This is a genomic window from Pseudomonas sp. ANT_H4 (genome assembly GCF_008369295.1).
Classification (GTDB): Bacteria; Pseudomonadota; Gammaproteobacteria; order Pseudomonadales; family Pseudomonadaceae; genus Aquipseudomonas.
In genome coordinates this window covers 38,918-52,915 of sequence record NZ_VOBG01000020.1, presented here as the reverse complement: position 1 = coordinate 52,915, position 13,998 = coordinate 38,918, and the positions used below count along the sequence as shown (strand labels likewise).

The window sequence follows — 13,998 nt, the reverse complement described above, 5'->3', positions numbered from 1 at the left end:
TTTCAGCCGGTCGCCTGGGCCAAATGCCGCACCGCGCCATTGCGCCAGCGGGCCAAGTGTTCGTCGGCATAACGCCTGAGGCAGCGCAACACGCTGTCTTGCTGCTGCACGAGGAAGAAGTGATGGCCGTCGAACATGTCCAGGGAGAAACCGGTGGAGGTGTCTTCCTGCCAGTCCAGCAGTTGCTCGGCACGCACGCTGTCCTGTTTGCCGCCAAACACATGGATCGGCATCAACAACGGCTCGCGCTCGCCGTACTGGAAACTGCCACAGAGGAGAAAGTCGGCCCGCAGGATCGGCAGCATCAACTGCATCAGCTCGTGGTTGGCGAGGACGTCTTCTGCCGTGCCCTTGAGTTCACGCAAGCGAGCGATCAGTTCTTCGTCGGTTTTCTCGACGGCGTATTCGCTGACATCGCGATGGGCCGGGCCAGCAGTACCGGACGCAAACAGCGCCAGCGGCTGTGGCAACCCACGCATGCGCAGGGCATGGGCCAACTCGAACGCCAGCAGGCCGCCGAGGCTGTGACCAAACAAGGCGTAGGGGCCATCGAGTTCGGTGCTGATTTCATCGGCCAGTTGCGCGGCCAGGGCCTTGATGTCGCGTTGCAACGGCTCATCCATGCGCATGCCGCGACCCGGTAGTTCCAGCGGACAAACCTGCAACCAATCCGGCAATGCTCTGCGCCAGCGGCTGTAGACCATGGCGCTGGCGCCTGAATAAGGCAGGCAAAACAGGCGCAATCGACTCGGCGTGCTCATTTCAGACCACCCCTACCTGGAACACGCTGTTCTCAAGACACGAACCCATTTTGTCCTCCTGCGGGTGCTAATCCTTGGCCGGTTTGTTAACTGGCCTGTCACCCATGAGAACGGATGGCGCCTGCAAATAATTAGTCCTCGGGGGGGCAAGCGAGACGCGGTTCACACCTCACAACAAGGCACAGGATTAGTTCGTCTTCTCATTTGACAATCATTATCATTAAGCATAATTTGTTGCCCGATGTGTAGGAGGACTCAGCACGGACGCCCTCCACTAACCTTATTTGCAGCAAGGTGATTTCCATGACGGAACAAGTATCCACAAGCAGGTGCGACTCACCGCTACTCCAGGCCTTTGTCGACAACCGGCTGATTCTGGTCAAGATCGCAGCACGTATCACCGGCTGCCGCTCCCGTGCTGAAGACGTGGTGCAAGACGCCTACTTCAGGCTGCAATCAGCGCCACAGATCACTTCTTCGTTCAAGGCTCAACTCAGTTACCTGTTCCAGATCGTGCGCAACCTGGCCATCGACCACTACCGTAAACAGGCCCTGGAACTGAAATACTCCGGGCCTGAAGAGGAAGGTTTGAATGTGGTGATTCACGGCGCTTCACCGGAAACCTCCCACATCAATTTCTCCACCCTGGAAAACATCGCCGACGCATTGACCGAACTGCCCAAGCGCACTCGCTACGCGTTCGAGATGTACCGCCTGCACGGGGTGCCGCAAAAAGACATCGCCAAGGAACTGGGGGTTTCGCCGACGCTGGTGAACTTTATGATTCGCGATGCGCTGGTGCATTGCCGCAAAGTTTCGGGCACTCATAGCGATACGTTTGCGCGGCGGGTCTGACAACCCTTGGGGGTGCTGAAAGAACCGGTTCAATGTGTTTGGGTTCGGCTGGGCTGGGTGCATATCCGTTATTTTGGTCGGGGCGGCTTAGGGTTACGCCCTTACGGCGTGTCACTTTGCAAAAGCGGCAAAGTAACCAAAGCGCTCTTGCCCCACCACTTGGTGCCTCGCTGTGGCTCGGCATGCCTTCTCTGCGGCATTGCTCCGTGGGCCGCCGCGATGGGCCATCCTTGGCCCAGCGCGGCTAAACCGGCGTCCTGCCGGTTTACCCACGGATCAATGCCTGCGTTCAGCCATCGTGGTTTAACGGGGCGCCTAAGATCAAAAGCAAAAGCACGGCGGCCTGGTAGCCGGCCTGAGTGGTGAAAATGTAGGAGCGAGCTTGCTCGCGATGGTCGTTAACGATGACACGGGCTTCCTGGATGAACGCGGCGCCCTCAGGTTCTTCGCGAGCAAGCTCGCTCCTACAGAAAAACGGATGGCTCTTGATCTGCCTGCCCATAAAACCAGAGGCCGAACGTAGGTGTTGCGCCGAGAGGTAGGGCAGGAGCGCTTTGGTTACTTTCGTCTGGGCCGGCATTCCGGCTTTTCGAAAGTGACACGCCGTAAGGGCGTAACCCTAAGTAGCCGTTACCGCAGCAACGGATATGTACACGGCAAGCCCCCGCCTCAAACCAACCCGCATCGATCAAAAAACCGCTCACGCCCCAGAATCATCAGCGCCGCGCGCTTGTGGGGAAAGTCGAATTCCTTCTCGCAGTGGAAACACTGGTTCTGCATATGGCTGATCATCTTCGCGTTATCGGCGCGAGGCTCGGCCACCACCCGCTGGGTGCGTGGGTCATCAAGAAACAGGTAATGCACCAGCGCCGACAACCAACTGGCAACCTTGTGCGGCCCACGGTGATGCTCCTCTCCAACCAGCATATGAATGCCCCGATCGTAATCGGCAACGTCATAGAACGGCGCAATGCGATCTTCCTTGGCCCAATAGGCCTCGAAATAGGCAAACGGCTCATCGTCGAAACAGCCCATCAGCGTCAGGGTATGAGGGTCGGCATCAAGCTTGGCCAGGTACTCTCGGTGCTGCTCCAGGCTGCCGCTTTCCTCCCAGAAATTCGCCACTCGCGTGCTGTTCTGCCAGCGATTGAAGCGGGTCAGGTCAACGTCGATCTCCACCGTACGCAATGACACCCAGGCGCCCAGGCACGTATCGAAACGTCGATAGACTTCACCGCGAGGCTTGGGCGCACGGGCGGGATGACGCTTGCCGGCACTGATGATCATTTGCTGCGCATAGCCGCCACTGAAGGGCTGGCCCAGCCAGGGTTGCGGCAATTGCCAGAACAGGGTGCGCTCGCAGTGGAATTGGCCTGCCGCCTCAGTGGCCACCAGCAAACCGCTGCACAAGGCGTCGTCGGGTGCGTGCTCAAGGTGCCAGGTCAGGCGCTGACGCAACGGTTCCTTGGCAAACAGCCAGTAACACGCTGCCCACAAGGCACGTACCGAAGGCACCTCACTCGGTATTTGCAGGTGAAGATGCAGCGCATCGCCCCGCTCCAGTCGCAGACGGATCAGCGGCTGGCCTTCCAGGGTCAGGATCAGCCGGCTATCGGTTTCATCTGCATTCAGGGCGGGCCCTGTCGGTAGCGGCAGGACAGACAAGTCATTGAGATTGGACATGGAGAGGGCTCACGGTAATCGTCGACAGTTAGACGAAGTGACGTGAGCCGGCAGGAAAAATTTAAGCCTATCTTGCGCAGGTCATGGCGTAGCAGGCACGGACAGGACGTCGATCCGGTAAGGTTCGAAGATTTTCAGCAGCTCGCCGCTGTCCCGCAAGCCCTTGAGCAACTCGGAAAACTCCGCGCCACTGATATGCGCCTTGGGCCGCAACAACGCGTAGTGGTGATACACCTGATCAGTCCGCTCGGACACCAGGAACTGCCCAGCCGTATCAGCATTGCGCACTAAAAAATCGCTGAGGTAGGAACGGGTCACCAAGGCGATGTCGGCGCGGCCACGGGTGACCATCAGCAGGTTGCTGTCGTGGGAATAGGTCAGCGTGGCGTTGAACTTCTCGGCCATGTATTTGGGGTCAGCGTTGAAGTTGGCAAAGGCGTAGTGATAACCGCTGAACACCGCAAGGCGCTTGTCATTCAAGTCGGTGAAGTACGACTGGTCACGACCGGGTTCACGCTGGGCGACGAATATTTCCGCGTCTTCCAGGCCCATGTCGACAGTGGTGTGGGCGATGTTCTGCCAGCCCCATTGCGGGTTCTCGAAGATCGCCATGTCGATCCGGCCTTGCTGCAAGTCACGAAAACGCCGGGGAATCGAAGTGGGTACCAACACAAACTGATAGTCGGTTTGCGCACGGTTCAAGGCTTCCACCAGTTGCGGCAGCAAGCCGGTGTCGGCGCCCTGCTCCGGGTGCACGGTGTAAGGCGGAAAATGCACGGCACCGATCCTCACCAGTTGGGCGGCCGAAGCAGGCATCAGCCACAGTGTGCCAAGCGCCAATAGTGTAAGTCCCGCAGCCAGCCGCAATGGCGAAAACATCAAGGCACGCACCGTTCAAAACTTTGATCGCGCTAAACTAGGCGTTTTTTTCTGGAGAGACAACTTTGTACCCAACAATTAATAGCTTGCGTAACTTTTCTAGTCAGCCTTGAGCACCAACAGCAGCGCTTCGTCTGCCAGTTGCTCCAGGGTCATGCTGCCCTGGGCACGGAACCACGTATTGGTCCAGGACAAGGCACCCGTGAGAAAACGCCGTGTGATAAACACATCGCCCTTGATATAGCCCGCCTGCTTGGCCTCGCCCAGCACCTGCAACCAGATGTCTTCGTAGACATCGCGCAACGCCAGCACCTGGGCCTGCCCTTCGGCTGACAGCGAACGCCACTCGTACACCAGCACCGCCATCGCCTCGCCACTGCCGCCCATGATCGACTGCAGTTCGCAGCGAATCAGCGCCAGCACTCGCTCGCGAACATCGCGGGCCTCGGCCAGGGACGCGCGCATCATGGCCGTGTTGTAGTGGATGGTTTCTTCCATTACCGCCCGCAGGATTTCATCCTTGCTCTTGAAGTGATGAAAGATACTGCCGGACTGAATACCCACCGCGCTGGCCAGGTCACGCACCGTGGTGCGCTCAAAACCCTTGTTGCGAAACAGGTGAGCCGCCGTTTGCAGCAACTTGCCCCTGGCACTGTCGGGGTCGGTCAATTGCCCGCCGTCGACCATGGTGCGCATTACCCGCAGGGCTTTTTGCTCATCCATGCTGCTCTCCTCAACTACTTTATGGCGTCATGGCCGGCAATTTAGGCCGTGACAGCCACCCAAGCAAGCGCTTGGGCGAAAGTTGCGAGCAGAGTTTACAAACCAAGCGCTTGCTTGGTAGTCTCAGCCCAGCGATTTCAGAGAAGGACTTCTCATGAACAAGACCGTTCGTATCGGCTGCGCCAGTGCCTTCTGGGGCGACACCTGCACCGCTGCCGCGCAACTGGTGCACGGCGGCGCGCTGGACTATCTGGTGTTCGACTACCTGGCGGAAGTCACCATGTCGATCCTCGCCGGGGCACGGATGAAAGATCCCCAGGCCGGCTACGCCACAGACTTTGTTGAAGTCCTTACACCCTTGTTGGCGGATATCCAGCGCCAGGGCATCCGCGTGATCAGCAACGCCGGTGGTATCAATCCCCAAGCCTGCGCCGCCGCGTTGCAGGCCGCCTGCGATCAGGCGCAGATCCCGTTGAAGATCGCCGTGCTGCTGGGCGATGACCTGCAACCCACCTTCAAACACCTGCGCGGCATCAGCGACATGTTCAGCGGCGCGCCATTGCCGGCGATGTGCGTCTCCACCAATGCCTACCTCGGCGCACCAGGCATCGTCGAGGCGTTAAAGCTGGGCGCCGATATTGTCATCACCGGCCGCGTGGTCGATAGCGCCGTGGTCAGCGCGGCGCTGGTGCATGAGTTCAACTGGTCCTGGCAGGATTACGATCACCTGGCCCAGGCCGCGCTGGCCGGGCATATCATCGAATGCGGTGCCCAGTGTACCGGCGGTAATTTCACCGATTGGCGTGATGTGCCGGATTACGAGCACATCGGCTTCCCCATCGTCGAAGTCAGCGCCGATGGCCAGTTCACCGTCAATAAAGCCCAAGGCTCGGGCGGGCTGATCAGCGAGCTTAGCGTCAGCGAACAATTGCTCTACGAGATCGGCGACCCACGCGCCTATCTGTTGCCCGACGTGATCTGCGATTTCAGCCAGGTCAAACTCCAACAGCAAGGCAAAAACTGCGTGCGGCTGCACGGCGCCAAAGGCATGCCGCCCACCGACCAGTACAAGGTCAGCGCCACCTACCCGGACGGTTTTCGCTGCACCGCCAGTTGCCTGATCGCCGGCATCGATGCGGTGGCCAAGGCCGAACGGGTCAGCCAGGCGATCATCAACAAGACCTCGCAGTTGTTCAGCCAGCGCGGCTGGGCTCCTTATACCGACGTCAGTATTGAGCTGCTGGGCAGCGAAGCCACCTACGGCGCCCACGGCCAACGCCAGGACTGCCGGGAAGTGGTGGTGAAGCTGGCGGTCCGTCACCCAGGCAAACAAGCCCTGGTGCTGTTCGCCCGGGAGATCGCCCAGGCAGCCACCGGCATGGCACCGGGATTGACCGGCATCGTCGGCGGCCGGCCAACGGTGTATCCGTTAATTCGGCTGTTCTCGTTCTTGATCGACAAATCCGCCTGTACGCTTTCGATCGACTTTCTCGGCGAACGTCACTCTTGCGACCTCCCGAAAAGCGCACCGCTGAACACCCAAGCCCTGCCCGTCCCTCTCGACCCACCCAAACCCCAGGGCTGCGCCGACGCCAGCGTGCCTTTGGTGAAACTGGCCGTGGCCCGTTCCGGCGACAAGGGCAACCACAGCAACATCGGCGTGATCGCCCGCCAGCCCGAATACCTGCCGTGGATCGCCGAGGCGCTGACGCCTGCGGTCATCGTCGACTGGATGAGCCACGTACTCGATCCGATTCACGGCCGCGTGGAGCGCTGGTATTTGCCCGGCAGCCACAGCCTCAACTTCCTCCTGGAGAACGCCCTGGGCGGCGGCGGGATTGCCAGCCTGCGCATCGATCCCCAAGGTAAGGCCTTCGCCCAGCAACTGCTGGAGATACCCATTGCGGTGCCGCAACACATCGCTGATCAACTTAACTAGAGGACGCACGCCGTGGCCTTCGACTCGATCTTCAAAGCCGATCTGTTCCAGGGGCAGACCATTATCGTCACCGGTGGCGGCAGCGGCATTGGCCGTTGCACCGCCCATGAGCTGGCGGCCCTCGGCGCCCATGTGATCCTCGTGGGTCGCAAGCCCGAGAAGCTGCAAAAGGTCGCGGCGGAAATTACCGAAGACGGCGGCCGCGCCAGTTGGCAGGCCTGCGATATTCGCGATGAGGAAGCCGTCAAAGCCTTGGTCAGCCAACTGATCCAGGAGCACGGCGCGATCCACGGCCTGGTGAATAACGCTGGCGGCCAATACCCCTCGCCCCTGGCATCGATCAATCAGAAAGGCTTTGAAACCGTGTTGCGCACCAACCTCGTCGGCGGGTTCCTGATGGCGCGGGAAGTGTTCAACCAATCCATGAGCAAGCCTTCCTTGGGAACAAAAGGCGGCGCCATCGTCAACATGCTCGCCGACATGTGGGGCGGTATGCCGGGCATGGGCCACTCCGGTGCGGCGCGTTCAGGCATGGACAATTTCACCAAGACCGCCGCCTTCGAATGGGGTTACGCCGGGGTGCGGGTCAACGCCGTGGCACCAGGCTGGATTGCCTCAAGCGGCATGGACACTTACGAAGGCGCGTTCAAGGCCGTGATCCCGACCTTACGCGAACACGTGCCCCTCAAACGCATCGGCACCGAGTCGGAAGTCAGTGCGGCGATAGTGTTTCTGCTCAGCCCCGCCGCCGCCTTCATCAGCGGCAGCACCTTGCGCATCGACGGCGCCGCCAGCCTGGGCAGCCGTGCCTGGCCGCTGCACAAGGCGCACCCTTCGAGCGCACCCTTTAACGGATTTCACCGGGCGTATCTGCCAGATGTGCTCAAGGAGGAGAAATAAGCCATGCCGGTGATCGACTCGCAACTCGACGTCCACAGCCCGCCGTTTGCCCAGAACCGCGAAGTCATGCTCACGACCCTCCACCACCTGCGCCAACTGGAGCAAAACCTGCTGAGCAAGGCCCTGGAGGCCAAGCCAAAATTCGACAAGCGCGGGCAACTGCTGCCCCGTGAGCGCCTTAACCTGTTGCTCGATCCGGGTGCGCCATTTCTCGAACTGGCTAGCCTTGCCGGCTACAAACTGCACGATGACAAGGACGGCAGCCAGGCCGGAGGCGGGCTGATTGCCGGGATTGGTTTTGTCTCAGGCGTACGCATGCTGGTGGTGGCCAACAACAGCGCGATCAAGGGTGGAACCATTTCCCCCAGCGGCCTGAAAAAATCCCTGCGCCTGCAGCAGATCGCCATGGAGAACAAGTTGCCGATAGTGACCCTGGCGGAAAGCGGCGGCGCCAACCTCAATTACGCGGCAGAGATCTTCGTCGAGGGCGCCCGCAGTTTCGCCAACCAGGCGCGGATGTCGGCCATGGGCCTGCCGCAAATTACCGTGGTTCACGGCTCGGCTACGGCAGGTGGCGCTTATCAGCCGGGGCTTTCGGATTACGTAGTAGTGGTGCGTGGCAAGGCCAAGCTGTTTCTCGCCGGCCCACCGTTGCTCAAGGCAGCTACCGGCGAGGTGGCCACCGATGAAGAGTTGGGCGGCGCCCAGATGCACGCACAAATCGCCGGCACCGCCGAATACCTGGCCGAAAACGACGCCGACGGTGTGCGCATCGTTCGGGAGATTGTCAGCCTGTTGCCCTGGGATGATCGGCTACCCGTCACGCCGGCGCGGCCCTATGCCGAGCCGTTGTATCCGGTGGAGGAACTGTTGGGCCTGATCCCCGATGATCCGAAAAAACCCTACGACGTTCGCGAAATCATTGCGCGGGTGGCGGACGCTTCCAACTTCCTCGAATTCAAGGGTGAGTTCGATCCCCACACGGTGTGCGGCCACTTGCAGATCCAGGGCCGCGCCTGCGGTTTTATCGGCAACAACGGCCCGATCACCCCCAAGGGCGCGAGCAAGGCGGCGCAGTTTATCCAGCTGTGTGACCAGAGCCAGACGCCGCTACTGTTCTTCCACAACACCACCGGTTTTATGGTTGGCACTGAATCGGAGCAACAAGGCGTGATCAAGCACGGCGCGAAGATGATCCAGGCGGTAGCCAATGCTCAAGTCCCGAAACTGACCATCGTCGTCGGCGGCTCCTATGGCGCCGGCAACTACGCGATGTGCGGCCGTGGCCTGGACCCGCGCTTTATCTTCGCCTGGCCCAATAGCCGCACCGCGGTGATGGGCGGCGCCCAGGCGGGCAAGGTGCTGCGCATTGTCACCGAGGCCAAACAACTCAAGGACGGCCTGGTGCCCGACCCCAAGGTGCTCGACATGCTCGAACAGGTCACCGCACAGAAACTCGACAGCCAGTCCACGGCGCTTTATGGCAGTGCCAACCTGTGGGACGACGGGCTGATTGATCCACGGGATACCCGCACCTTGCTTGGGCTTCTGTTGGATATTTGCCATGAAGCCCAGGTGCGGCAGTTGCAGCCCAACAGCTTTGGTGTGGCGCGGTTTTAATCATTATTTCGCCCGTGGCGCTTTGCGTCACGACAGGGAGCACAATAAAAATGATCTTCACCCAGGAACACGAAGAACTGCGTCGCACCGTCCATAGTTTTGTCGAGCGCGAGATCAACCCTCACGTCGATGAATGGGAAAAGGCCGGACGCTTCCCGATCCACGAGATTTTCCGCAAGGCCGGCGACCTCGGCCTATTGGGTATTTCCAAACCGGAAAAATTCGGCGGCATGGGTCTGGACTACAGCTACTCGATTGTCGCCGCCGAAGCGTTCGGCACCATTCGCTGCGGTGGCATCCCCATGTCCATCGGCGTGCAGACTGACATGTGCACCCCGGCCCTGGCCCGCTTCGGCTCCGATGAGTTACGCGACGAGTTCCTGCGCCCGGCCATCAGCGGCGAACAAGTGGGCTGTATCGGCGTTTCGGAAACCGGCGCCGGTTCCGACGTCGCCGGGCTGAAAACCCATGCCCGCAAGGACGGCGACGACTACGTGATCAACGGCAGCAAGATGTGGATCACTAACTCGCCGAGCGCTGATTTTATCTGCCTGTTGGCCAACACTTCCGACGACAAACCGCACATCAACAAGTCGCTGATCATGGTGCCCATGAACACTGCGGGCATCAGTGTCAGCCCGGACCTGGAAAAGCTCGGCATGCACAGTTCGCAAACCGCCCAGGTGTTTTTCGATGACGTGCGCGTGCCCCAGCGCAACCGCATCGGCCATGAAGGCGCGGGCTTCATGATGCAGATGCTGCAGTTCCAGGAAGAAAGGCTGTTCGGCGCCGCCAATATGATCAAGGGCCTGGAGTACTGCATCGACAGCACCATCGAGTACTGCAAGGAGCGCAAGACCTTCGGCAAGGCGCTGATCGACAACCAGGTAATTCACTTTCGCCTGGCGGAGCTTGCCACCGAAATCGAATGCCTGCGGGCGCTGGTCTACCAGGCCACCGAGCAATACATCAAAGGCCAGGACGTGACGCGCCTGGCCTCCATGGCCAAGCTCAAGGCCGGGCGCCTGGGCCGGGAAGTCAGCGACAGCTGCCTGCAATATTGGGGCGGCATGGGCTTTATGTGGGACAACCCCGTGGCCCGTGCCTATCGCGATGTGCGGCTGGTGTCGATCGGCGGCGGCGCCGATGAAATCATGCTGGGGATCATCTGCAAGCTGATGGGTACGCTGCCGGGGAAAAAACCATGATCAGCCTGCCCGCTTGCGAAACGCTGTTGCTGGAACCTCACAACGGCGTGCTGCACGTTACCCTTAATCGCCCGCAAAGCCGCAATGCCATGAGTTTGCAGATGGTCGGCGAACTGCGCGCAGTATTGGCAGCCGTGGCCAGTAACAGCCAGGTGCGGGCGCTGGTCATCAGTGGCGCTGATGGGCATTTCTCGGCTGGTGGTGACGTGAAGGACATGATCGGCGCAGGCTCGCGCAGTGCTTTGCGGGATCTGAACCGCGCATTCGGTACGCTGTTGCAGGAAGTCGAAGGGTTGCCACAGGTGGTGATCGTAGTGTTGCAAGGCGCGGTGCTGGGGGGTGGGTTTGGTTTGGCCTGTGTCAGTGACATCGCCATTGCCGATCACCAGGCGCAGTTCGGCTTGCCGGAAACCAGCCTCGGCCTGCTGCCCGCGCAGATTGCGCCGTTTGTGGTCAAGCGCATTGGGTTGACTCAGGCACGGCGCTTGGCTTTGACGGCTGCGCGGTTTGATGGGGTTGAGGCTGAGCGACTGGGGTTGGTGCATTTTGTTGAACACGATGCCCAGGCGTTGGCTGAGCGGCTGGACGAGGTGTTGGGGCAGGTATTGCGGTGTGCGCCAGGGGCTAATGCGCGGACCAAGGCTCTGCTGCTAGCCAGTTTGGAGCAGCCGATGGAGGCGTTGCTGGACCAGGCGGCGGAGTGGTTTGCCGAGGCGGTGACGGGTGAGGAAGGGATTGAGGGGACTCAGGCCTTTGTGCAAAAGCGCAAGCCTCGGTGGAATAGATGAGTGTACATATCCGTTGCTGCGGTAACGGCGGCTTAGGGTTACGCCCTTACGGGGTGTCACTTTCGAAAAGCCGGAATGCCGGCCCAGACGAAAGTAACCATCTCATTAGCGCCTCGCCTAGGCTCGGCGTGCCCTCATCTGCTTTTCTGTAGGAGCGAGGGGGACGCCTAGTTCTTGCTCGCGAAGAACCTGAGGGCACCGCGCTCATCCAGGAAGCCCGTGTCATCGTTAACGACCATCGCGAGCAAGAACTAGGCGTCCCCCTCGCTCCTACAGGTGGCAGTGAATCCGCTCTTGCTTCTCACCACTCAGGTCGGCTACCAGGCCGCCGTGCTTTTGCTTTTGATCTAAGGCGCCCCGTTAACCACGATGGCTGAACGCAGGCATTGATCCGTGGGTAAACCGGCAGGACGCCGGTTTAGCCGCGCTGGGCCAGGGATGGCCCATCGCGGCGGCCCACGGAGCAATGCCGCAGAGAAGGCATGCCGAGCCACAGCGAGGCACCAAGTGGTGGGGCAAGAGCTTTTTGGTTACTTTTGGGCTCTTTTCAAAAGTGACACGCCGTAAGGGCGTAACCCTAAGCCGCCGTTACCGCAACAACGGATATGTACTCAATAAATCAGGGGCCCCCTCATGCCAAAATTCACCAAAATTCTCATCGCCAACCGCGGCGAAATCGCCTGCCGCATCCAGCGCACCGCCCAATCCCTGGGCTACCGCACCGTCGCGATCTACAGCGACGCCGACGCCAACGCCCTGCACGTCCAGATGGCCGACGAAGCCGTCAATATCGGCCCGCCCCCGGTGCAACACTCCTACCTGAACATCCCCGCCATCCTCGACGCTGCACACCGCACAGGCGCCGACGCGATCCACCCCGGCTACGGCTTCCTCTCGGAAAACCCCGAGTTCGCCAGCGCCTGCCTGAATGCCGGCCTGATCTTCATCGGCCCCAGCGCCGAAGCCATCGAACTGATGGGCAGCAAGCGCCTGTCGAAAATCGCCATGCTGGCCGCCGGTGTACCGTGCATCGCCGGTTACCAAGGGGCCGAGCAGGATGACCTCACACTGCAACGCGAGGCAGATCGCATCGGCTACCCGCTGATGATCAAGGCCAGCGCCGGCGGTGGCGGACGCGGCATGCGCCTGGTGCACAGCGCCGACCACTTGTTGGAGCAACTGCGCACCGCACGTTCCGAAGCCCTAAATGCCTTTGGCAGCGCCGAGCTGATTCTGGAACAGGCGTTGATCGAGCCGCGCCATGTCGAGGTCCAGTTGTTCGGCGATACCTCGGGCAACCTGATCTATCTGGGCGAGCGTGATTGTTCGATCCAGCGCCGTCACCAGAAAGTCATCGAAGAAGCGCCCTGCCCGGTCATGACCGTCAAGTTGCGCCAGGCCATGGGCGAAGCGGCGCTCAAGGCAGGGCGCGCGGTGAATTATGTCGGCGCCGGCACCGTCGAGTTCCTGCTGGACAAAAGCGGGCAGTTTTACTTCCTGGAAATGAACACCCGCCTGCAAGTGGAGCACCCGGTGACCGAACTGATCACCGGCCTGGACCTGGTGGATTGGCAATTAAAAATCGCCGCTGGCCAGCCCCTGCCCTTGCGCCAGGACCAAGTCACTCTGACCGGCCATGCCATGGAAGTGCGCCTGTATGCCGAAGACCCGGCCCAGGACTTTCTACCGCAGACCGGCGATGTGCTGCGTTGGGAACCGGCAGCCGGTGTGCGGATTGATCATGGCTTGCGTGAGGGCCAGCAGATCAGCCCGTTCTACGACCCAATGCTGGGCAAGATCATTGCCCACGGCGCCACCCGCGAAGAAGCGCGGCGCAAGCTGCTGCGCGCGGTGGAAGATTGCGTACTGCTAGGGGTTGCCAGCAATCAGCGGCTGTTGGCCAACCTGCTCAAGCACCCACAGTTTGTAGCCGGTGACTTCAGTACCGGTTTTATCCCCGAACATTTCAGCCATGACCCCAGCCTGACACCGCCCACGGCAACCGGTGAGGAACTGGGCCTGGCTGCCGCGCTGTTGTATCAGCACAGCGCCAGCGCCCATCGCAACGAGCTATCGAGTTGGCGCAACAACGCAAGCGTGCCCTGGGCCTACCGCCTGGCCGTACAGGATGAAGTCCGGCCGGTTAGCCTCAGCGTACTGGCGGACAATTTGCTGCAGGTAGAAGTCGATCAGCAGGCCATCGAAATACGCGACCTGAGCAGCGACGGACGATGGGCCACTGTGTCGCTCAATGGCATCCGCCGGCGCATCGCCTACCATCTGGACGGCACGCAACTGTGGTTGTCTGGCGCAACTGGCAGCCTGTGTGTAAGCAACCGCACCCAAACCGTTGCCAGCCGTGAAGCCCCGGCAAGCAGCGGCACGGTGAAGGCGCCGATGGATGGCGCCATCGTCGAGGTGCAGGTACACGAAGGTGATTGGGTGAGCAAAGGCCAACTGTTGCTGGTGCTCGAAGCAATGAAAATGGAACACCCACTCAAAGCCGGCATCGACGGTGTGATCAAGCGAATTCAGGTATCGGCCGGCGATCAGGTGCGCAATCGCCAGGTTTTACTGGAGATCGAGTAACCGCTGGGCGGAACTACCAGGCTTGGCTACGCTCTATCCCCATCAGGACGGGA

General features: G+C 60.6%; 11 protein-coding genes and 1 pseudogene. 8 read left to right on the top strand and 4 right to left on the bottom strand.

The window, feature by feature from the left end:
• Positions 1-2 precede the first annotated feature (2 nt).
• Positions 3-761 carry a thioesterase II family protein gene (locus tag FQ182_RS22040; protein ID WP_149414695.1) on the bottom strand — a complete coding sequence of 253 codons (759 nt, stop codon included), beginning with the start codon at positions 759-761 and terminating at the stop codon, positions 3-5.
• A gap of 303 nt (positions 762-1,064) precedes the next feature.
• Between FQ182_RS22040 and FQ182_RS22035 the strand changes: the two genes are divergently transcribed.
• Positions 1,065-1,616 carry an RNA polymerase factor sigma-70 gene (locus FQ182_RS22035; protein ID WP_133098807.1) on the top strand — a complete coding sequence of 184 codons (552 nt, stop codon included), beginning with the start codon at positions 1,065-1,067 and terminating at the stop codon, positions 1,614-1,616.
• A gap of 391 nt (positions 1,617-2,007) precedes the next feature.
• Positions 2,008-2,112: pseudogene (locus FQ182_RS30435) on the top strand (outer membrane lipoprotein carrier protein LolA); the annotation flags it as partial.
• Positions 2,113-2,285: 173 nt separating this feature from the next.
• On the opposite strand, the gene FQ182_RS22025 reads toward FQ182_RS30435, so the two are convergent.
• The 3 genes from FQ182_RS22025 to FQ182_RS22015 form a co-directional block, all read right to left on the bottom strand.
• Entirely contained in the window at positions 2,286-3,299 is a 1,014-nt protein-coding gene (locus FQ182_RS22025) for a GNAT family N-acetyltransferase (protein WP_149415263.1), read from the bottom strand.
• Positions 3,300-3,380: 81 nt separating this feature from the next.
• Positions 3,381-4,178: an ABC transporter substrate-binding protein gene (locus tag FQ182_RS22020; RefSeq protein WP_149415264.1), complete on the bottom strand. Its 798-nt coding sequence runs from the start codon at positions 4,176-4,178 to the stop codon at positions 3,381-3,383.
• 99 nt (positions 4,179-4,277) lie between these two features.
• Positions 4,278-4,901: a TetR/AcrR family transcriptional regulator gene (locus tag FQ182_RS22015; protein WP_149415265.1), complete on the bottom strand. Its 624-nt coding sequence runs from the start codon at positions 4,899-4,901 to the stop codon at positions 4,278-4,280.
• Between the two features lie 154 nt (positions 4,902-5,055).
• On the opposite strand from FQ182_RS22015, the gene FQ182_RS22010 reads away from it, so the two are divergent.
• The 6 genes from FQ182_RS22010 (at position 5,056) to FQ182_RS21985 (ending at position 13,945) form a co-directional block, all read left to right on the top strand.
• Positions 5,056-6,840, top strand: a complete 1,785-nt coding sequence (locus FQ182_RS22010; RefSeq protein WP_149415266.1) for an acyclic terpene utilization AtuA family protein — start codon at positions 5,056-5,058, stop codon at positions 6,838-6,840.
• Positions 6,841-6,852: 12 nt separating this feature from the next.
• Entirely contained in the window at positions 6,853-7,740 is an 888-nt protein-coding gene (locus FQ182_RS22005) for an SDR family oxidoreductase (protein WP_149415267.1), read from the top strand.
• Positions 7,741-7,743: 3 nt separating this feature from the next.
• Positions 7,744-9,360 (top strand): geranyl-CoA carboxylase subunit beta, encoded by a 1,617-nt coding sequence (gene atuC, locus FQ182_RS22000; protein ID WP_149415268.1) that lies wholly within the window; start codon positions 7,744-7,746, stop codon positions 9,358-9,360.
• A gap of 50 nt (positions 9,361-9,410) precedes the next feature.
• Positions 9,411-10,568, top strand: a complete 1,158-nt coding sequence (gene atuD / locus FQ182_RS21995) for a citronellyl-CoA dehydrogenase (RefSeq protein WP_149415269.1) — start codon at positions 9,411-9,413, stop codon at positions 10,566-10,568.
• The gene (locus tag FQ182_RS21990; protein WP_218575102.1) at positions 10,568-11,356 is read left to right on the top strand and encodes an enoyl-CoA hydratase/isomerase family protein; all 789 of its coding nucleotides are present in this window, start codon (positions 10,568-10,570) and stop codon (positions 11,354-11,356) included. The genes atuD and FQ182_RS21990 overlap by 1 nt, the downstream gene beginning before the upstream one ends.
• A gap of 633 nt (positions 11,357-11,989) precedes the next feature.
• Positions 11,990-13,945: an acetyl/propionyl/methylcrotonyl-CoA carboxylase subunit alpha gene (locus tag FQ182_RS21985; protein ID WP_149414139.1), complete on the top strand. Its 1,956-nt coding sequence runs from the start codon at positions 11,990-11,992 to the stop codon at positions 13,943-13,945.
• Positions 13,946-13,998 lie beyond the last annotated feature (53 nt).